Origin of the sequence: Aestuariivivens sediminis (genome assembly GCF_022662105.1) — a bacterium.
Classification (GTDB): domain Bacteria; phylum Bacteroidota; class Bacteroidia; order Flavobacteriales; family Flavobacteriaceae; genus Aestuariivivens; species Aestuariivivens sediminis.
The window spans coordinates 1-21,137 of the sequence record NZ_JAKMCP010000002.1 but is presented as its reverse complement, the minus strand read 5'-3'; the positions used below and the strand labels follow the sequence as shown (position 1 = coordinate 21,137).

The window sequence follows — 21,137 nt, the reverse complement described above, 5'->3', positions numbered from 1 at the left end:
CCATTAAATGGCTAATAATAATGTGTAAAATAGTTTTCAATACCTTATAAATATAAAAAAATTATTTTAATGGTGGGGTGGTTTAGAAATGGGTTCTTCAATTTTGATTCCAATAAAATTTTAAAGAAAGCGTTCTAAATTTATTTTTTAATCAACTGCTTGGCGATAAATCCCATTTCAGATTCTATTCTTATTATATATATACCGCTTGCTAATTCATTCATGGGTAAAGCATCAAATCCTGAAAGTATTTCTTTTACTTTAATACCCAAAGTGGAATATATTTCTACTTTAATAAGCTCCACCACAGAATCAATCGTTAATGTATTAGTAACGGGATTTGGGTACAAAGTTATTGTGTCTTCCAAAACGTCATCTTTAAAGCCCAGATATCCACAATCTTCAGCATATGTTGCTGTAACATCTTTTAGCCAATTAGTATAAGGGGCTTGAGAAGCATTGGCAGCTGTTTCATCATCAACTTGAATACATTCTAAAGACGGATTATTTTGAGCATCAAATATTGCGATTTGTGAATTGAATCCGTTTTTTACGTTCAAAACAGATAAATCATTATTGTAGCATCTAAAATATTGTAAGCCCGTATTTAAACTAACATCTAATTCAGATATCTGATTGTTAAAGCAGTAAAATATTGATAATAAACTATTTTCACCCATTACTAAACTATTAAGTGAATTGTCGTTACAGTATAGGTTCATTAAGTTTAATTGTTGACTCACATTCAATGAAGTTATTTGATTGAATGCACAGCTCAGATTTGTTATCTCGGAATTTTGGCTAATGTCCAGTTCGGTGAGTTGATTGTTATTACATACTAAATTGGCTAAATAGGGCATTTGTGATACATCTAAACTTTCTATTTGATTGTATGAGCAATTTAAAACACCCATTCCTGTAATTTGAGATACATCTAATTCGGTTAACTGATTGTTATAGCATTTTAAATCTCCCAGAGCACTGTTTTGAGAAATGTTTAAACGCGTTAACTGGTTATTAAAACAGTGTAGAACGCTCAAATTTGTATTTTGACTTAGATCTAAAGTGCTTAGGCTATTATTTCGACAAATTAAAACAGATAAAACTACATTTTCAGTAACATTCAATGTCGTTAATGAGTTTGAAAAACATGACAAATAGGTTAAACTTGAAAAGTCTTCAATCCCGGTTAAATCAGAAATATTCTTAGCATTTACACTTAATGAAGTTACACCAGAAATATCAGCTGTCGCTACGCTTCCATTTATTATTCCGTCTGAATCAATATTTAAATCTATCAGGGCTTGTTCAAAATTTTCATCTGGTATTGCGGTAGTTTGTGCATAAATAGTTCCTATAATAATGCAAAATATAAAGGTCTGGAAAAAGTAATTATTACTCATAGTTTATAACGTAATAGAATAAATAATAAGGCAATCACTTAAATTAATCTTTTACAAAAAAATGAACTATGATAAATATCATCTTACCAAGAATATTGAAGAACAATTTTATATAGGTATAAAAATCAAGAAGCTTTAAAAAATCATTCGAAAAATCATATAGCTTCCCCTAATCTGGTCCGATGGGTCCCGATTTATCGGTACACATCAATCCGGTTCTCGCTGCAAAGAAGCCTCCAGATTTTCTGAAGGTTTTTATTTTTGTCTCCTCCAAAAGAGTTTATTACTTTTAGCCAACCAACCAACCTTCATGAAATTCAGCGATTTTAAAATCCCTCATGTATTTATTTTTTTGTTCTGGATAATTATCTTCTGTTCCGTATTGAGTTATATCATTCCTTCAGGAAGTTTTGAAAGGGAAAAAAGGATAATTAACAAAATTGAACAGAACATTGTAGTACCGGGTAGTTATTCTGAAATCCCCAAACATTTTTCAGCTAAAGGGGTAACCATTGGAGAGCAGGTTAGTGGGTACGCCTCTCCTAATTCGATGTTCAGTGTTTTGACTTCTATTCCTAAGGGATTGGCGCAATCTGGTACGCTTATATTTTTTATTTTTATATTGGGAGCGGTATTCAGTCTCATTGTTGAAACCAAAACCATTCATGCGTTTTTGTCTGAAATCATTAAGAGGTTCAATAAATACCCGAAACTTTTGTTTTTCCTTATATATGTAACCATTTCCACTGGTAGTGCTTTCATGGGAATTTATATTGAATTGTTGCCGCTCATTCCAATTTTAATTTTGCTGGCAGAACAACATGGATATAATCGAATGTTTGGTTTTGCACTTGGAATTGTTCCCGTATATGTGGGATGGTCAACCGCAACAACTAATCCCTTTACAGTGCAAATTGCCCAACAGATTGCCGAATTGCCAATAGGCAGTGGTATGGGATTGCGGTTTGTGATTTTTTTGTTATGCATTTTGATAGGGTTTTCATACCTAATGAGATACGGTTCCAGAATTAAAAATAAAAAGATTGCTTTTAAGGAATCAACCCATGGAGCGGCTTTGGTTGAAGGTGACCAAATAGAGCAAGTAAATCTTACGAAAAAACATTTTGCCATATTGGTTGTTCTTATACTCGGATACGCCATTATTTTATCTGCGGTTCAGTTTATGGGATGGGGATTAATTGAAATGAGTGCGGGGTTCCTGGCTATAGGTATTGCTGTAATTTTTTTAAGTGGCTGGTCTGGTGATAAAGCAATGGACATCTTTACTAATGGCTTGAAAGCGATGATAATTCCAGCTTTAATTGTTGGGGTAGCCCGTGGCATTTCGGTGGTAATGGTCGAAAGTCAAATTATGGATTCCATTTTATTTTATTTTTCCGATACCCTTTCCAATCAATCTCAATCCATTGCAGTATCTGGGATGCTTGTTTTTCAGTCATTTCTTAATTTCTTTATACCTTCAGCCTCCGGGCAAGCCCTGGTTTCAATGCCATTAATGACACCATTGTCAGATTTGTTAGGTTTTTCAAGACAAATAGCTGTATTGGCATACGTTTTTGGTGATGGTTTTTCCAATATCGTAATTCCTACAAATGGAATACTGATGGCTATGCTAGGAATTGGAAAAATTTCATTTGAAAAATGGATAAGATTTGTATTCCCGTTGTTTTTGATTTTAATGCTTCTTGCCTTTATTACAATTATTTTTTCTGTTCATATTGGATATGAATAGAAGTTCAATCCCTTTTTTAAAATCCATTACAAACTCCTTTTAGTTCTATAATTCGACCCTTTCCGATACACTGAAGCGCCTTGATTTCTCAAGGCGCTTTTCTTTTTATGTTTAAAATCAATTCAGAGAGGATAAATGAACTAATAAATGGTGTTCCGCATCTTACCATTACGGATGTAATAGTATAATTTAGGGAGAGTAAATTGTAATTGAAATTCTTTCAACATTGGGTGACTAGGGAACACGTTAGTAGCCCTTTATGTAATATTCAGTATATTTATCCAACTAACTAAATATAAATTAATGAAAACAGTACTCATTACAGGAACAAGCAAAGGTATTGGTCTTGAAACAGCATTAAAATTTGGTCGTGCTGGTTACAAGGTATTTGCAACAATGCGCAATCCTGAAGCAGCTTCAGATTTGAAGCAAAAAATCAAAAACGAATCTCTGGACATCACGGTTTCTAAAATGGATGTTGATTCTGATACTTCTGTAAAGCAATGTCTGGATGCCATCATTCAAGAACATGGTTCGTTAGACGTTCTTGTCAACAATGCTGGAATTGAACGTCATGGCTCTATTGAAGAAATGTCGATGGATGATTTCCAAGCCATTATGAATACGAATTATTTGGGAGTACTGCGTTGTACTAAAGCCTTGTTACCTCAAATGCGAAAAAACAAAAAAGGCTGTATCATAAATGTTGCATCTGTTGCAGGTCATATAGCCAATAGTCCATTGGGTGGATATGCAGCAAGTAAGCATGCCCTTGAAGCGATTAGTGAGGCTTTGGCACAAGAAGTAAAACCTTTTAATGTTAAGGTTGCCATTATTGAACCAGGAATTATCAACACCCAAATGGCAAGGGATATCGCTGTAAGTGATGAGTCAATCTATCCACATTCAAAACGTTTTGCTGGTCTTTTTACAGCATCACTCAAAACACCAACGCCACCATCATTCGTGGCAGATAAAATTTTTGAAGTTGCTGAAAGCAACAATTGGAAATTGAGACACCCTGTTGGACCAGATGCGGAACCATTTATTGCATGGCGAGCATCTATGAGCGATGAACAATGGGTGGATTGGAATGCTGCGAGTGACGAAGAATGGTACAAGTCGGTAGAGCAAGATTTTGAACTTAATGCGAGGTAGCTAAAAGGAAAATTATAAAAAAACATAAGATAGTATTAATATTAGGCTGAAGCTACATATCTAATAATATTGGCTACCTAACTCCACATATAATTCTATTACAGATGTTCCTAAGCTTGAGGGAATTAATTGTCTCAACATGTACTTGAATATATTATCTTTAGGATTAAATATTTAAACTAAATAACTATTATTGTTGTACGTGAGTTGAGTTATCAGATAAGGACATATTGGTAACAGATAACAAGTTTCTCTATATTAAACTGACCATTAACCAATGATAAAATTTTTTAGATTATCGAAACACCATTTTGCAACGCAAAATCAAAGGTCTGGTAGACCTTTGGTTGAGATAGCCGCTTGCGGGACAATAAAAAACACAAATCATGATTAAGTTCTTCAGGCAAATTCGTCAGCGACTACTTTCAGAAGGCAAAACTGAAAAGTATTTGAAATATGCCATTGGTGAAATTGTTTTGGTGGTGATTGGTATTTTAATTGCCCTCTCCATTAACAACTGGAATGAAGAAAGAAAACAAAGGCAGAAAGAAATGATCAACTTAATAGCGATAAAAGGTGATTTAGAAAATGACCTGAATATAGAATTTATTCCTGGAATTAATGTTTACGCTGAAAAGAATAAAGCTTTAAGGCATTTAAATGAGTTTTATGTTAATAAAAAAACGGTTCCTAAAGATTCTCTTCTGAAATACTTTCGAAACAATTATGGCGAGTGGTATTTCATTCTTAATAAAGGGGCCTTCGAAAATCTAAAATCAACAGGGATTGATATCATTTCAAACGATTCTCTTCGTAATAAAATAATATCTATTTACGGTAATGACTACCCTGAAATTGAAAATCGAGATAATGTAATTAAACAGTTTTTTGATAATGAATTTAGTCCATTATTGTTTGATAACATTAATTTTTCAGATTCAACACTTTCTCAAAATCATTTTAATTATTTAAAAGACAATAAACAGATTGGCAATAGAATTATGAGGCACTATTTTCTGAGAATTTGGTTGTTTACAAGGGTAAATGAAATCAAATCGAAAGTAGAATTACTTATCAGCGATATTGATAAAGAGTTGGAGGAGCTTAATAAATAATTTTAATTAAAAATAAAATAACGAAATCATAACAACTTCTTTAATCAATAGCTCATCAATCACCAGATATAGTGGGGCTATTTAATAATATGAACTACTCCCATACCCACCCATACATTATAAACTAGTACAGATATTCTTTTGGATAGGGGATTCTTCGTCTCAACATCCACGAGAATATAATGCATTAACTTTAGGATTACATAGTGATGAACAAAACAATTATTATAGTTTTCCTGATTTAAATTGTCGGGATAAAGCGATAATAATTAACAAATAACGAGTTTCCCTTCATTATAATACCCATTATCCAATGGTAACCTTTACAAGCTTATAACAATTAAACAAACGATGTACTTAAAATCCCTCAGTAGCTCTCACATATATGGGTCTTTATCATATACTCCGTTATTGGTTTTAACGTTTTTCCGGTTTCAGGGTGTAACCCATATGCTGAGAAATATTCCAATTCTTTGTGGCGATTCTTTCCATACCAAATTTTAACATGTCCTTTCAGGTCAAAAAATGATGTTGAACAACCGACATTAACTTTTTTAAAATGTTCTAAACGGTCTTCCTTACAAAGTTTCAGTGTTCCATCATTAAACTTCTGCGTATCGAAATCAATGATTTCATAATGATCATCCTTCCATTCCATCCAGCAATTAGATTCAGAATTAAAAAGAGCAAGCGAAAGAACCAATATTCCTATTATCCCGGCTATATAAAAGAAAATTTTATAGCTTCTTTTCTTCTTGTTTGATTTATAATCTTCATAATTTCCATACCCCAAATAATTGCATAATCCACTTACGATCTCATACTGCTGAATTTTTATATCCTTTCCCTTATCTGAATTTAATTCCAATGCATGATCATAGTAATCCCTAAATCGTCTTTCTCCCAATTCAGTCTTCGTATGTTCAGAAATATAATCGGATAGTTTTTCGGATATGGCCACCTTAGAGGGTTTATTATGCCCTTCTTTAACTAAATCATGCCTGGCCTTTTCAAAAGCATCAATGATAAGGTTTTTGTGCATGGCTCATTTTCTTTGAGTGTAAAATTAAACAAATTAATTACGGATCCTAAATGGAAATCCATTTCCGTATGATTTCCCGTTAATTTCCAAAAGCTTTCCAGTACATCCCAAGCATTATTTTTTCATTTGCCTTGATGGATTGCCCCATTCGCAGGGGCATGCGAAAATCAATTAATCAGGCGCGGCAAAGTAGAGTAGTATGGTCTCTGGGAAGTGTGAATACACTTTACTTCCGCGCTCCTCGACTTCCCAAGTAGGAGAGACGTCTCCTTCCATTTTAACTGCGGCTAGTTCGCTAGATATCTGAATATCAGGTTCGGACGGCCATACTAATGTTCAATTTAAAATGTAAATCAATGAAAAAAATAATGTTTGTTTTGCTAATGGCATTCCTTACTGTCAGTATGTTTTCATGTACTCCAACAACTATACCAGGCAATGGGGCCGCTGGTCAGGAAGAACCGCCTTGTTGTGGAGGCGACAGTCCAATTCCACCGCCACCACCTGGAGGAGGTGGGTAAAAATACCCGAATAAACAAAAAATAGTTCCTATTTTAGAGGAATGGAAAAGTCAAGCCTTTCATTCCTTTTTTTATGCGTTTTATGCGTTAATGGTGTCGCCGTAAATCACCATAAGCTCCTATCCCAAAGTGTGAATGACAGTACATTAATGTATTATACGGCCATTACCGAACTGAAAGAGGGCTCTCAAACTATTGAAGCTTTTGATTTCTTTGAAAAACGATCTCAACAGGCACTACATGATAAAGATTCCATAATGGCAGCTTACTATTTAGAACTGCTATCATTAGGGCAATTTAAGATGGGGTTTTATTATGAAAGTGAAGCAACAGCCATAAAGGCCATAGAATTATTAAACCAATCCGATTCCTTAGAAGATAAGGAACCCTTTAAACGGCTGAATAATCATTTGGGCATGTTATACAGAAAACTGGAAGATTATGACAATGCTTTTTTGTTTTATGGGAGAGCACTGGCCTTACAAAATGATAGCTCAAGGGATTTAATTGCTATTACAACAAATTTGGTGAACCTCTATGCGGATCAGGAACGTTATGAAAAAGCGGTTCAAAAATTAAAACCGTATTATTCAACCGCTCTAAGCTTGGATAATTCAAATATTAAAGCAAATTATTTCGACAATTTAGGATACTACCAATCAAAAATTGGGGATTCCGAAGGACTTCATAATATGCAACTGGCCCTGGATCTGAGAAAGCAGTTGAAAGACATCACCGGTTTGTTCTCGAGCTATCGGCATCTTTCTCTTTATCATTTAAGTGAGGATAATAAGGCATTGGCATTAAAATACACCACATTGGCCAAAGGTATTTCTAATGACATGAATAGTCCCAGTTATCAATTAGAAGCTTTAGAGTTAGAATTTCTGATAGATAGTAAACCTGAATTGAAGAAATATATTGAACTTAACCGTAGAATACAAAAGGAGGAACGCCTTCAAGAAAACAAGTTTGCAGCTGTAAAATATAGTATTAACGAAAGTGAGAGAAAGCTTAAAGAAAGTCAGCTACAAACGGCCAGACAAAAACAATTAACACTTATTTATTTTTTTAGCGGCTTGTTTTTTTTGTTGCTTATAGGTTTTCTTTATTTCTACCTAAAGGCGAAACATAAAAAGGATCGACTATTAGTAGCCTACAATACGGAAGCACAAATCTCTAAAAAGGTACATGATGAAGTGGCCAATGATGTTTATCGTGTTATGTCGAAGTATCAGGAGGGTTCTAATGCAAAAGAACATTTTCTTGATGATTTAGAGCTCATTTACAACAAAACGAGGGATATATCCAAAGAAAGTGAGGCTATAAATTTTGACGAGGATTTTGGTTCAGTATTATCTGATTTGTTTGAAAACTACGATAATAATACTCTGCGCATTATCACTAAAAACCTAAAAACAATTTCATGGTCCACTTTTCCCAATATAGAGAAAACGCCCATATACAGAGCCTTACAAGAGCTATTGACCAATACAAGAAAGCACAGTAATGCTTCATTTGTAGTAATTGAATTTCAAAAAACACCTAAGGGATTAGAAATTAAGTACAGAGACAATGGTACCGGTTGTGAATTGAGAATGTCAAATGGACTGAAGAATACGGAAAACCGTATTCAGGCTATAAATGGAACGATTACTTTTGATTCAAAACCTGGAAATGGTTTTAAAGCAAAAATTATAATATAATTATGTTCAAAAAAGTTCTGGTGGCAGACGATCTCGGAAGTATTAATCTTGGTGTATTGACCATTGCGAAGTCTTTAGGGCTACAAAATATCGAACGTGTAGAATATTGTGATGATGCGTATCTTAAAATAAAAAAAGGTGTATTAGATGGAGATCCTTTTGACTTGTTAATAACCGATTTATCCTTTAAACAGGATCACAGAACACAAAAGTATCCCACCGGGGAAGACCTCATAAAAATATTGAGAACGGAAAATCCGGGCTTAAAGATAATTGTTTACTCCATAGAAGATAGACTTCAAAAAGTAAGGTGGCTGATAAACACTTATAAGATTGATGGATATGTATGTAAAGGGAGGAAAGGTTTGGAAGAATTATCGAAGGCCGTCAATGCCGTGTCCAAGGAAAAATTATTCTTATCCGAGCAGGTATCGCACGCACTGCATGAGAAAACAGCTTTAGACATAGATGATTTTGATATCCTATTACTTAAGAACCTTGCCGAGGGTAAATCACAAGAGGAAATAAGTTATGATTTCAAGGATAAAAAAGTGTCGCCCAGTAGTTTAAGTTCAATTGAGAAACGATTGAATAAATTGAAAATTCAATTTCAAGCAAACAATACCATTCACCTGGTCGCCATAACTAAGGATATTGGTATTATTTAATTTTTATCCCATTTTCCGGAAACCCGTAATGAAGTTAATTGCAATTGATTTAATATTGTCTAGCTATTAATTAATTCTTTTGAGGAGAATTTTAAACTCTGCATTCTTTTTTGGATGTAGAGTTTTTTTATGGTTTACGGAAAGCCGTAAGGACTTTTTATTGAATTGCTATAGGTTTGATTGAAGAATTAAAAAGAATTATCAATCATGAAAAAACTGTTCATCCTATTTGCTATTCCTATAGTTGTAAATTGTTCATCAACTAAAATTCTTAAGTTTTCACAAAAGCAAGACGATATTGTAAAAACAGAAACTTTAAAATCATTTTTGGCCAATAATAAAAATCCAAAAGTTGTTTTAAGAATACCCCAATCCACCTTTAACGTAACAGAAACAGAAAATAAAAAAGCGCCTAAAGAAAACTATGATTATTTATACAACGCTATAGAAAATCAATTGCTGGCAAGTGGATTTGTTGTTAGGGACCGGCAACTATTTAATCAAATCATTGACAATGACGATAATAATATTGATTATCAAAAATTAAAAAACACCTCTGATACGGATTTAATTATTGAACTCACTAAACTTGACCCGCAGATCCTATATGAAACTAATATGTATTATGATAAAAATAACAACGAAAAAATTGATAAATATCGCACACGAAAAAGATATGGAGCGTCAGTTGAGTACAAAATTGTCCTAATAAATACCAATGAATTTGCTGGTGTGTACAGGTTTAATTATACACCCTGTGTAGAAGGTTGTGTTATTTCTAAATCTGTAAAAGATCAAAAGAAAGAAATAAAACTATTTAAAAAGAAAGGAATTACTCCATATGTGGGTGTCGAAAGAGATGTCCTCGAGGATTTTATCAAAGATGCCACCACCAGGCTCGTTAATGAAATGAGGAAATAAAAAACCTAGATTTCTATTAGCAAGTAAATACATGCTCATTGTTTCTGCCCAAATTATTGAGTTATTCAAATATAAAATGCCTTACGGGAAACCGTAAGGATTTTTTTTAAAAGGGAGTTAAGTTTGAAATATAATCCTAAATTTCAAAAGGACGATTAAAAATGTGATTTTTAAAAAATAGTCCCAAAGTTCTAAAGGAGAATACAAAGATTGTTATTTCATTAGTAATTTCCGTATTGAACATTTGTGTTATAGTAATCATAGATTTATAAGTAATAAAATAGGTTGATATGCTAAGCTGATTCGAACCATGAAGAATCTATTTTTATTCTTGTATATAATTTTGGTCTTATCCTGTTCGTCTAATTCAAGTAATGATGAATATGACTTGAATAGTTCATGTGGCACTCACAATGGGAAGCAATTGTACAGAGGGCCTGAAGGAGGATGCTATTATTACAACAGTAGTGGAAACAAATCCTATGTAGATAGGTCGGAATGTAATTGTTAATAATGCTATGGGTTTTAGATATCATAAACGAATAAAATTAGGCAAAAACCTTGGGGTTAATATTAGCAAATCAGGTTTAAATCCAACTTATAGAAATAAAAAAGGCTCTATAGGTCCTAAGGGTTTTTCAGTCAGAACGGGCATCCCAGGCCTTACCTATAGAAAGACATTCTCAAAATCTAGGGGAGGTTGCCTATTAGGAATTTTAATATTCTTAATATTGAGTGTATCCTTTACTTATAATATTTTATATGGTCTATAAACAGAATGTTATATAAATGCTTAAGATCAAATTAATTTATATTTTGATGGTACAATAACGATAAATCCTACATGTATAAGGATAAGAGAAATACAACTTCAATACTATTTTTATCATTATGTTTTAACTTTTAGTACACTTACTAGTTAACCAAAATACTTACTATGATTACAACAGAATTAAAAAGTCACTTTCTAAGGCTTTATCAAATGGCTTTTTCAGATGACAAATTTGATATACTTGAATTAAAAATGTTATACAAATTTGCTGAAGATCGAGGTGTGTCAGAAACTCAACTAAATGAAATTTTATTAAACCCATCACATGATTCATCGATACCAGAATCTTTAGAATTACGTATTGAATATTTATATGATTTGGCAGTAATGATTTGGGCTGATAAAAAAATAACAGAAGATGAATATACTACTTTGAAAAAGTATTGTAAAAAATTTGATTTCCTAGATGAAAATATTATAGAATTAGCAGATTACTTACTTGATTGTGCAAAGAAGAATATGTCAAAAGAGGAAATATTAAAAGCTATAAATTCTTAAAAAATGGGGGCTATTAAAAATTTATTTAAATTAAAAAATAATGTAGACAATAAGTCTATAAATGATCACAATAATACTGAGGAAGCAAGAGAACAGATAAGAATTACCTATTATCAAAGTGGGTATGGAGCATCTACCAAGGCTTCAGGGGACCCAACAACTTTAGGGGTAGGTTTACAAAACCTTTACAATAGTTTTGAAGATCTCTGCAGAAAACAATTAAATGAGCAAAAGATTTTAAAACAACCTTATATTGAAGAACAAGAACGTGAGAAAACGCAATTAAAAAAAAGGGAAACTGCATTATCGATATATGATGAACAGCTAACAGTAATAGGAGATAATATTGATAAATATAATAAGCAGATGGTAGATGTAAAATCTGATCCTGAAAAATATGGTATTGATGCAAATAAAAAGCCTAAAGCTCAATTAATTATTGGACTTTTTCTATTAATACCAATTACAATATACCTATTTGTTTTCTATATTTCTGCTTCGTACTCTGCATTTTTTAAGGATTTTGAAACAGGTAGTTTGACAGCTGCAATTTTTGATGCTAATGCTTTAAGTAAGGCTATTTCAGACGGATGGTTGGAGGCAGTCTTTGTAGGTACAATACCTTTTGTATTTATGGGATTGGGTTATTTAGTACATATGTTCCAAATCAATAAAAGTTTAATGTCATATCTGAAATTAGGTGCATTATTCCTTCTAACTTTTATGTTTGATGTTATTCTTGCCTATTTAATTGAGAAGAAAATATTTGAATTTGACAGGATATTGGGGCAAGAATTTTCACCAGAAATAGCTGTCAAAAGTGTGAATTTTTGGGGTATCATTTTTGCGGGATTTGTTGTATATGTAATTTGGGGATTAGTGTTTGATTTCGTAATGAAGGAATATGAAAATGTAGATAAAATAAAGGCTTTTATTCGTGGTAAGAAAGAAGAAATTAAAAATGAGTTATCAAAAAAGGTTGAATTGGTTTCTAAAGTAGAGAAAATAAAGCATGAAATAACTTCAATTGAAGGCAAAATATCAGAACTTCAATCAAAAATTGATGGTTTCGTTTTTCCAGTAAAAGAATACCTTCATTATCATTATCAATTTAAAGAAGGTTGGTATCAAGCAATAAATGCTGAAATTGCTTTGCCTACTAAAGAAAAGGACATGTTGAGGAACAGATGCGAAGAAGTTGCTAATAGTCATTTAAAAGAATTAAATTTAAATGATATGGATTTTCAAAATTTAATTTTTTCAAAACAATAGTATGACAAGAGATACCAATAAAATATTACTTATTGTATTATTATTTTTAGGCATAACGTCATGTATTGACGACTCAAAGGAAAATAAAAGTACCCTTAATGGGGCATCCATAAATACTAATGACGTGCAAAACCTTAATATTAGTTTTTTATTGGATTTATCGGATAGAATTGACCCAGAAAAATATCCAAATCCTTCTATGGAATATTTTTTAAGGGATGTAGAATATATTAAATCTGTTTCTGAAGCTTTTTACACTCATTTGAAAAGAAAAAAAGTTAGACAAATGAATGACAAAATACAAATGTATTTTGATCCAGAACCACGTAATCAAAATATTAATAGTATATCCGAAGATTTAAGATTTAATGTTTCTAGACAAAATGCTTCTTTGGAGCTTTTAGATGAAATTAAAGAATTTTACGCAGAGAAACCAATTAAAATTTATGAATTAGCTATTAAAGACGATAAGTATGTCGGATCTGACACATGGCGTTTTTTCAAAACAAAAGTGAACGACTTTTGTATTGAAGATGGATATAGAAACATTTTGGTAATTTTATCAGATGGATATATTTATCATAAGGACACGAAAATTAGACAAGACAATCAAACTACTTATTTAACTCCTCAAGACATTAGAGCATTTAAATTAGATACTAATAATTGGGATGAAAAAATGTCAACCGAAAATTACGGATTTATCCCTGCAGCTGAAAACTTGGATAATTTGGAAATTCTAGTACTCGGTATTAATCCAGATACTAAAAATGATTTTGAAGAAGATGTTATTATGAGTTATTGGTCTAATTGGTTTAATGAAATGAAAGTTAAGAGATATGAAATAAAAACTGCAGGATTGCCATCGGATATGGATAAAATCATTAAGGACTTCATTCTTAATAAGTAAATAATAGAAATTTTAATTATATTAAGTTTTTCTATACCCTAAAACATATTAATTGAACAGAGCTATTTTATTAATTGCTTTTATTTTTTCATTAACCTCTTATTCTCAGGAGGTTATCATTGGAAAAGTAATTTCTATTACAGATGGTGACACCTTTAAGATATTAAATCAAGATTCAACTCAATTAAAAATCCGAGTAGCAAATATTGACTGTCCAGAAAGAAAACAACCTTTTTCACAAAGAGCAAAAGAATTTACTTCCAATGCAGTCTTTAATAAAAATGTCCAATTAAATGTCTTGAATGAAGATAGATACGGAAGATATGTAGCTTTAGTTAAGTATAATGATTCTTTAGATTTAAGCCAAGAACTTATTAAAAATGGACTGGCTTGGCATTACAAGAAATATTCAAAGGACTCGTTACTTCAACATATGGAAAATAGAGCTAGGAATCAAAAAATAGGTTTATGGAATAACCCACATCCTATAGCACCCTGGGAGTGGCGTTCAAGTAAAAAGAATAAGATTAAAAAATGATTGGTATGAAAAAAGTAATCTTTGTTCTCGTATTCATTATGACTGTTAGTCTTTCAGCTCAAACTGTTTTTACCACCAAAACTGGTGAAAAGTATCATAAAAGTACTTGTCATTATCTAAAATACTCCAAAAAAGAAATTACACTTGAAAAAGCAAAAGAATTAAATTACATGGCCTGTTCCGTTTGCAAACCAGGCCATAGTAAAACAGAAATTACAACAAAAGCCAGTTCATTAACAAATACGTCTTCTATTAAAAAAACGACAGCGACGCAATGCACAGGAAAGACTCAATCTGGAAGGCGATGTAAACGTATGACTAAAAATTCTTCTGGTAGATGTTATCAACATTAGTTTTGTTGAATTACGGGTTTCCTCAATAAGTATATTGCCTAAAATAATAGCTTTGTTTTTTAAAATAATTTTATACCAACAAGCTTAAAAACCTCTTAAAATGAAACATTTACAAATTTTTATAATCTTACTAGTTACTTCGCTAAGCATACATTCTCAAGATTTAAAAAATGAATCTGAAAATGTAAAAACTAAAATGGATGCATTTGCGTCTAAAACAGGGGTTATTACTAAGTTTATTGATTTTAACCTGGAAGATTTAAAGTCATCGTATGGTATTAAAATAGATACACGAATTCGTAAAGTAAATAGTGGTTCATTGGAATCCTATTTCTATCAAATTATTAAACCAGGTAAATATTCAAATTCTACAGCATCAATTGAATATTCAGATCTATTGGAATTAATCAAAGCTATTGAAGTTTTGGAAAATAATGAATCTGAAGACGTTATTTCAAATCCTGACTATTTAGAAAATAAATTTATTACAGAGGATGGCTTTCAACTAGGTTATTATGTAAATAATGGTAAGAGTAAATGGTATTTAAAACTGGAGAAATACGGATCCGATAATACAGTTTTGTAAATGATCTTGCATCAATTAAAACCTCATTTCTATCAGCGAAATCAAAAATAGATGAATTGAAAATTAATTGAATCCTATATAATATCAAAATAGGATGATAAAAAATTGAATCAATTTCTTTAAACACTTCTTTTGTAGTGGTACTTTCAATATCTTTTTTTACCTTAAGGGTTCTCTCACATTTATAAAAAACACGACTCTAATGGGCCGTTTTTTTTTATGAGCAACAAGAAATAATAAATGTCTGTAAAAAAAGTAAAAGCCGATATCAATTTCCAGAAAATCTGTCAAGCCCCTTATTCCGTTCTGATGCATCCCAAGGTATGTTGACCCATCAATCCGGTTCCCGCTAAAAAATAAAAGCTCCCTGAATTATCGGGGAGCTTTTATCTTGGAACAGCATGTCGTTCTAGCCATAACCCAGGACGTATCGCATTTACATTTGGGGGAGTATGGCAGCCGGTACAATGTTTTCTACAGGCTTCAAACTTTTAAGGTATGCAAAAAGCGCTTTAAGATCTTGATCTGTCATTTTACCCAGATCCTCCCAGGGCATTGGGGGTAAAATAGGTCTGCTGCCTTCCAATCCTTTATGTTTCCCTTTACGGAGAGCCGTAAAAAATTGGGCTTCAGACCAGGAACCAATCCCCGTGTCGTCAGGGGTGAGATTCGCAGCAAAGGAGGTGCCCCAGGGCCCTGTTGTTGAGGTGAGACCCATGGTGAAAAGGATATAGCCTTTACCCGTTTCTTCATCCTTGGGAGGTAAGGCTTCATCTGCAGGATGCCCCGACAGCAGTCTGTTCGGATCGGCAATGGGACCCCTTTCACTCATGATTTTAGGGGAATGGCAATGGTGGCAACCCCCTAATTCTACAAGGTATTCGCCCCTTTCAATAAGTTCAAGTGAATCCAATGGTTTGGCTTCAGTTAAGGTTTCGTCACTTTTTTTCTCTTTGTTAGAATTGCAGGAGTAAATAAAAGCTAACAATAAAAACGGTAGTAAAAATGTTGTTTTCATAAGATTAAGCGATAGTTTAATGTGTTGATGATTACCTAAATATAATGAATTAATTCATTCGATAATGAACACCGGGGTAAATCTTTAGTGCAGGATACCAGGTGTAAAACCCATTCATATAGGTCTTTTTGCCCGTATTAAAGGACACCACTTTGACCCGGGTATCCGCTCAACCCGTTAAATGTCCTCCCGATGTCGGGCCTTCATGACGGTAGCATCCGGTATTTTCTACAGGTTTAAAAAGCCGAAGAAGGGAATTAACAGTATCTTGTCATAAAACGGTTAGGGACTGACCCTATGATGAGGAGAGCCTTTGGTATAATGCTGTGGACAGATGGCATGAAACCCCAAGGGAAAATTTCTGGTGATCCTGGGGTATTAATCGATTTATCAAGCCATACATACCTCTTGAATATCCTTTGAAAACACCAGTGTTTACAGGGCTTAAGGGCCATGCGCAGGAAATTTATTTTCCTGCGCATGGGTGCTTCATTTCCTGCGCACAAAATGAAATTCCCTGCCTAAAAAAATAAATTTCTTCCGCAAGAATTCTTCATTTTCTGCTTAGAAAAATAAATTTCTTCCGCAAAAAAATAAATTATTGGCGCAACGAATTTTGAATCCGTACAAGGGCCATTTTTGAACGGTAAAATAAACCATATGGGTCGCTTTTCAAGCACTTCATATGTGGTAACTACCAGTTCTTAAGGAAGAACTGGTTTTTAGGTCATCCCTAAGGACATGTCATATGGGACGATACATTCCCTTAAAATCATTTACCATTCTGAAGGGGTTCAGAATCTGGCATCATTTTGTTTAAAATAAAATAAACGGGACAAAATTTTGTAACCGGGCTAATGATTTGCAAAAGCGCAACCGCTCCGGCTACATAAAGCCATTGGATATTAAGTGTAACAGCAAGGATAACACTTAACCCATAAAGTATGCCAACGATGGCATCGTGCAATCTAACTTTGGTGTGTGTGCGATTTGTTCCCATGACCAATTGATTTATGAATGAACATCATGTTGTTATTCTTTAAAGATAATCAATTAATACCAAAGTGGGATGCTCTCATAAGGGGACTATATTTAAAAATAGGACCACCAAATCTATTTGGTTCGGGGTTAATCTATATATTAATAGGTTGTATATTAGTCGATTTTGTCGGGTAAATCATGAAAAAACAACATAAAGGTTAGTTGTTTTGATAATTTTATATATATTTGTGTAATCGATTACATTAAAACTTTTTTTATGGAAAAACACCACATTAGATATGCATCTAATCCAAACACAGTGAAGCACTATGATACTCAGGAATTAAGAGATGAGTTCTTAATTCAAAATGTCATGAAACACGATACCTTGGAATGGGTGTATTCGCATTACGATAGATTCATGGTTGCAGGAGTTGTCCCTGTACATCAATCGGTGCTATTAGAGACCATTGATGCTTTGAAAGCGAGCTATTTTCTGGAAAGACGAGAAATGGGTATTATAAATATTGGAGGCCCCGGGACTGTAACTGCAGATGGTCAGGTTTATGACATTGACCATAAAGAAGCCCTTTATCTGGGTCGTGGGAATCAAAACGTTGCATTTTCAAGTGCATCCTCCGATCAGCCCGCACAGTTTTATATCAACTCCACACCGGCTCACAAAACCTATCCGAATAAGAAAATCGGCAATGATGATGTTGAAGTCATCGAATTAGGAGATCCTAAAACGGCCAATGCCAGAACCTTGCGTAAATATATAGTGAATAGCGTGGTTGATGTTTGTCAATTGCAGATGGGCATGACCTCCATAAAAACAGGCAGCAGTTGGAATACCATGCCGGCCCATGTTCACGACAGAAGAATGGAAGTGTACTTTTATTTTGAAGTTCCGGAGGATCAGGCGGTTTGCCATTTTATAGGGCAGCCACAGGAAACACGCCACATATGGCTGGGCAATGGTGAGGCTGTCATATCGCCGCCATGGTCCATTCACGCCGGGTCGGGAACCTCAAACTATTCATTTATTTGGGGTATGGCCGGTGAGAATCTAGACTATAGTGATATGGATGTTTGTAAAATTAATGAACTGCGATGAGTGATAACATGTCTTTAAGCTTATTTGACCTCAAAAACAAAGTCGCTTTAGTAACGGGGGCAACCCATGGCCTGGGTATGGCCATGGCACAAGGTTTAGGTAGGGCAGGAGCTACGCTCGTCATTAACGGAGCCTCATCACAAACCAAACTGGATGCCGCAGTTGCAGAATATACCGCTTTGGGATTACAGGCTCATGGCTATCTGTTCGATGTCACTAATGAGACTCAAGTCATCGAGAACATTCAAAAAATAGAGCAGGAAGTGGGTTCCATCGATATCCTTGTCAATAATGCCGGTATTATAAAAAGAACCCCATTGGAAGACATGGAAGTTAAAGATTTTGAACAGGTGATTAAAGTGGATTTGGTAAGTCCCTTCATCGTGTCTAAGCACGTGGTGAAAGGGATGATTGCAAAGGGCGAAGGTAAAATTATAAATATCTGTTCCATGATGAGTGAATTGGGAAGGAATACCGTAGGCGCTTATGCGGCCGCAAAAGGGGGCTTAAAAATGCTCACCAGAAATATGGCTACAGAATGGGCTAAATACAATGTACAGGTTAATGGAATAGGACCTGGTTATTTTGCGACATCCCAGACGGCTCCCATAAGAACAGAGGGGCATCCGTTTAATGATTTCATTATAAGCAGAACGCCTGCCGGCAGATGGGGGGATCCGGAAGATCTGCAAGGGGCGACCATTTTTTTGGCCTCAAAGGCCAGTGACTTTGTTAATGGGCAGATTATTTATGTCGATGGTGGACTGTTAGCCACCATTGGAAAACCGGCTAACGAAAACTAACCACGATAATTGAACTGAATTATGAATGCGCGTTTTATACATGATCATTTTTTGCTGGAAAACAAATATGCCGAGGAACTCTATCACAACCATTCGAAGAATCAGCCCATACTCGATTATCATAATCACTTACCTCCAAAAGAAATTTGGGAAGATAACGTGTATCCTAATTTAACGACCCTCTGGATCAATGGGGATCATTATAAATGGCGGGCCATGCGGACTTTGGGGATTAATGAGCACTTTATCACGGGAACGGCCACAGATAAGGAAAAGTTTATGCATTGGGCCAAAACGGTGCCCTATACGTTACGAAATCCCCTGTATCATTGGACGCATTTGGAATTGGCCCGTTATTTTGATATTTACGATGTATTGAATGAAACTTCGGCAGAAACCATTTTTAATGAAACTTCAGAAAAGTTAAGCAGCCAGGACTACAGCTGTAGAAATTTACTGCGACGGGCCAATGTAGAATTCTTGTGTACGACAGAGGATCCAACGGATCCGTTAGAACACCATAAGGCCTTGGCAGAAAGTGATTTTGAAATTCAAATAAGTACGGCGTTTAGACCTGATAAAGCCATTTTAATAGGTAATGAGGGGTATAATGAATATGTGAATACATTGGGGGAAACGACCCAAATAACCATTAATACGGTTCAAAATCTAAAGGATGCCTTAATCAATAGAATTGACTATTTTCATGCCCATGGCTGTCGCATCTGTGACCATGGTTTAAATCAGATTTCCTTTACACCGTTTACCGATAGCGAAGTGGAATCCATTTTTGAAAAGAAAAGGAAGGGGCAAATACTTTCTCGGGAGGACATTTCCAAGTTTGAAACGGCTGTGTTGTTATTTTTATCGGAAGCCTATCATGCCCGCGGATGGGTACAGCAGTTTCATTTGGGAGCTTTACGAAACAATAATTCACGAATGCACCATATCTTGGGGGCCGATACAGGCTGGGATTCTATTGGCGATTACCCGCAAGCGCAAGGCCTGTCCCGCTTTTTAAATGCATTGGATAGTCAAGATAAATTGACCAAGACCATTATTTACAATTTAAATCCGGCGGATAACGAAGTCATGGCAGCAATGATAGGCAACTTCAATGATGGCAGCATTAAAGGGAAGGTGCAATTTGGTTCGGGGTGGTGGTTTTTGGACCAGAAGGATGGCATGACCAAACAACTGAATGCCTTATCCAATATGGGATTAATTAGCTGTTTCATAGGCATGTTAACCGATTCGCGAAGTTTTCTTTCATTCCCCAGACATGAATACTTCAGACGCATACTCTGTAATCTTTTGGGTGATGAAATACAGCGGGGAGAATTGCCCAACGATATGGAATGGATAGGGAAGATCGTTGCAGACATCAGTTATTTCAACGCAAAAGAATACTTTAATTTATAAATAAAAATGACTGATAAGGATATGTTTTTCAGACAGGATGCCATGAAATGGGAAGTCGTTGAAGATAAAATTAAGCGTCAAATAGTGGGTTATGACGATACAATGATGATGGTTAAGGTTAAATTTGAAAAAGGGGGCGTTGGAACGGTGCACCATCATGTGCACACCCAATCCACTTACATTTCTGAAGGAAAATTTGAAGTCACTATAGCTGATGAGAAAAAGGTGCTAAAAAAAGGGGATTCTTTTTTTGTGCCATCGCATACCCCTCATGGCGTAGTGTGTTTGGAATCGGGTGTTTTGGTAGATGTTTTTACCCCGGCAAGAGCAGATTTTTTAAAATAGAAACAATATTTTTAACACTAATAATATATGAGTAAAGTAGTCACATTCGGGGAGATCATGCTAAGGTTAGCCCCGGAAGGATTTTTAAGATTTTCACAGGCCAGTAGTTTTGATGTAATCTACGGTGGGGGCGAGTCCAATGTGGCTGTCTCCTTAGCCAATTACGGGGTGGATG

General features: G+C 34.4%; 21 protein-coding genes and 1 pseudogene. 18 read left to right on the top strand and 4 right to left on the bottom strand.

Annotated elements, in window-relative coordinates:
* Positions 1–140: 140 nt before the first annotated feature.
* Entirely contained in the window at positions 141–1,403 is a 1,263-nt protein-coding gene (locus tag MR054_RS04505; protein WP_242156383.1) for a T9SS type A sorting domain-containing protein, read from the bottom strand.
* Between the two features lie 310 nt (positions 1,404–1,713).
* Here MR054_RS04505 and MR054_RS04500 point away from each other — a divergent pair, with 310 nt between their 5' ends.
* From MR054_RS04500 to MR054_RS04490, 3 genes are all read left to right on the top strand, one after another.
* Positions 1,714–3,156: a YfcC family protein gene (locus tag MR054_RS04500; RefSeq protein WP_242156382.1), complete on the top strand. Its 1,443-nt coding sequence runs from the start codon at positions 1,714–1,716 to the stop codon at positions 3,154–3,156.
* Between the two features lie 303 nt (positions 3,157–3,459).
* Positions 3,460–4,314 carry an SDR family oxidoreductase gene (locus MR054_RS04495; protein WP_242156381.1) on the top strand — a complete coding sequence of 285 codons (855 nt, stop codon included), beginning with the start codon at positions 3,460–3,462 and terminating at the stop codon, positions 4,312–4,314.
* A 449-nt stretch (positions 4,315–4,763) separates the two neighbouring features.
* Positions 4,764–5,429 carry a DUF6090 family protein gene (locus MR054_RS04490; protein WP_242156380.1) on the top strand — a complete coding sequence of 222 codons (666 nt, stop codon included), beginning with the start codon at positions 4,764–4,766 and terminating at the stop codon, positions 5,427–5,429.
* 367 nt (positions 5,430–5,796) lie between these two features.
* Here the strand turns inward: MR054_RS04490 and MR054_RS04485 are convergent, their stop codons facing one another.
* Positions 5,797–6,471 (bottom strand): hypothetical protein, encoded by a 675-nt coding sequence (locus tag MR054_RS04485; RefSeq protein WP_242156379.1) that lies wholly within the window; start codon positions 6,469–6,471, stop codon positions 5,797–5,799.
* Between the two features lie 562 nt (positions 6,472–7,033).
* Between MR054_RS04485 and MR054_RS04480 the strand changes: the two genes are divergently transcribed.
* The 10 genes from MR054_RS04480 to MR054_RS04440 all read left to right on the top strand — a co-directional run bounded on the left by MR054_RS04480 (position 7,034) and on the right by MR054_RS04440 (position 15,276).
* Entirely contained in the window at positions 7,034–8,698 is a 1,665-nt protein-coding gene (locus tag MR054_RS04480) for a tetratricopeptide repeat-containing sensor histidine kinase (RefSeq protein WP_242156378.1), read from the top strand.
* Positions 8,699–8,700: 2 nt separating this feature from the next.
* Positions 8,701–9,366: a response regulator transcription factor gene (locus MR054_RS04475; RefSeq protein WP_242156377.1), complete on the top strand. Its 666-nt coding sequence runs from the start codon at positions 8,701–8,703 to the stop codon at positions 9,364–9,366.
* A 207-nt stretch (positions 9,367–9,573) separates the two neighbouring features.
* Complete coding sequence (locus MR054_RS04470) at positions 9,574–10,287, top strand: hypothetical protein (protein WP_242156376.1); 714 nt, start codon at positions 9,574–9,576, stop codon at positions 10,285–10,287.
* 518 nt (positions 10,288–10,805) lie between these two features.
* Positions 10,806–11,060 (top strand): DUF4236 domain-containing protein, encoded by a 255-nt coding sequence (locus tag MR054_RS16805; protein WP_420868325.1) that lies wholly within the window; start codon positions 10,806–10,808, stop codon positions 11,058–11,060.
* 164 nt (positions 11,061–11,224) lie between these two features.
* On the top strand, positions 11,225–11,617 hold the full coding sequence (locus tag MR054_RS04465; protein WP_242156375.1) for a hypothetical protein: 393 nt from the start codon (positions 11,225–11,227) through the stop codon (positions 11,615–11,617).
* A 3-nt stretch (positions 11,618–11,620) separates the two neighbouring features.
* Complete coding sequence (locus MR054_RS04460) at positions 11,621–12,889, top strand: ABC transporter permease (protein ID WP_242156374.1); 1,269 nt, start codon at positions 11,621–11,623, stop codon at positions 12,887–12,889.
* Position 12,890: 1 nt separating this feature from the next.
* On the top strand, positions 12,891–13,799 hold the full coding sequence (locus MR054_RS04455; RefSeq protein WP_242156373.1) for a hypothetical protein: 909 nt from the start codon (positions 12,891–12,893) through the stop codon (positions 13,797–13,799).
* A gap of 52 nt (positions 13,800–13,851) precedes the next feature.
* Positions 13,852–14,337, top strand: coding sequence for a thermonuclease family protein (locus MR054_RS04450; RefSeq protein ID WP_242156372.1), 486 nt, complete (start codon positions 13,852–13,854; stop codon positions 14,335–14,337).
* 5 nt (positions 14,338–14,342) lie between these two features.
* Positions 14,343–14,690, top strand: coding sequence for a hypothetical protein (locus MR054_RS04445; protein WP_242156371.1), 348 nt, complete (start codon positions 14,343–14,345; stop codon positions 14,688–14,690).
* A gap of 100 nt (positions 14,691–14,790) precedes the next feature.
* Positions 14,791–15,276: a hypothetical protein gene (locus MR054_RS04440; RefSeq protein ID WP_242156370.1), complete on the top strand. Its 486-nt coding sequence runs from the start codon at positions 14,791–14,793 to the stop codon at positions 15,274–15,276.
* A 436-nt stretch (positions 15,277–15,712) separates the two neighbouring features.
* Here the strand turns inward: MR054_RS04440 and MR054_RS04435 are convergent, their stop codons facing one another.
* Positions 15,713–16,294 (bottom strand): c-type cytochrome, encoded by a 582-nt coding sequence (locus MR054_RS04435; protein WP_242082425.1) that lies wholly within the window; start codon positions 16,292–16,294, stop codon positions 15,713–15,715.
* A gap of 772 nt (positions 16,295–17,066) precedes the next feature.
* Entirely contained in the window at positions 17,067–17,294 is a 228-nt protein-coding gene (locus tag MR054_RS04430; RefSeq protein WP_242082423.1) for a YgaP-like transmembrane domain, read from the bottom strand.
* Between the two features lie 258 nt (positions 17,295–17,552).
* On the opposite strand from MR054_RS04430, the gene kduI reads away from it, so the two are divergent.
* The 5 genes and pseudogenes from kduI to MR054_RS04405 all read left to right on the top strand — a co-directional run.
* A complete protein-coding gene (gene kduI, locus MR054_RS04425) occupies positions 17,553–18,392 on the top strand; it encodes a 5-dehydro-4-deoxy-D-glucuronate isomerase (RefSeq protein WP_242156369.1) in 840 nt (279 codons plus the stop codon).
* Positions 18,393–18,400: 8 nt separating this feature from the next.
* A complete protein-coding gene (locus MR054_RS04420; protein WP_242157375.1) occupies positions 18,401–19,195 on the top strand; it encodes a gluconate 5-dehydrogenase in 795 nt (264 codons plus the stop codon).
* Positions 19,196–19,216: 21 nt separating this feature from the next.
* Positions 19,217–20,617: a glucuronate isomerase gene (uxaC, locus tag MR054_RS04415; RefSeq protein ID WP_242156368.1), complete on the top strand. Its 1,401-nt coding sequence runs from the start codon at positions 19,217–19,219 to the stop codon at positions 20,615–20,617.
* A gap of 6 nt (positions 20,618–20,623) precedes the next feature.
* The gene (locus tag MR054_RS04410; RefSeq protein ID WP_242156367.1) at positions 20,624–20,962 is read left to right on the top strand and encodes a cupin domain-containing protein; all 339 of its coding nucleotides are present in this window, start codon (positions 20,624–20,626) and stop codon (positions 20,960–20,962) included.
* A 27-nt stretch (positions 20,963–20,989) separates the two neighbouring features.
* Positions 20,990–21,137: pseudogene (locus MR054_RS04405) on the top strand (sugar kinase); the annotation flags it as partial.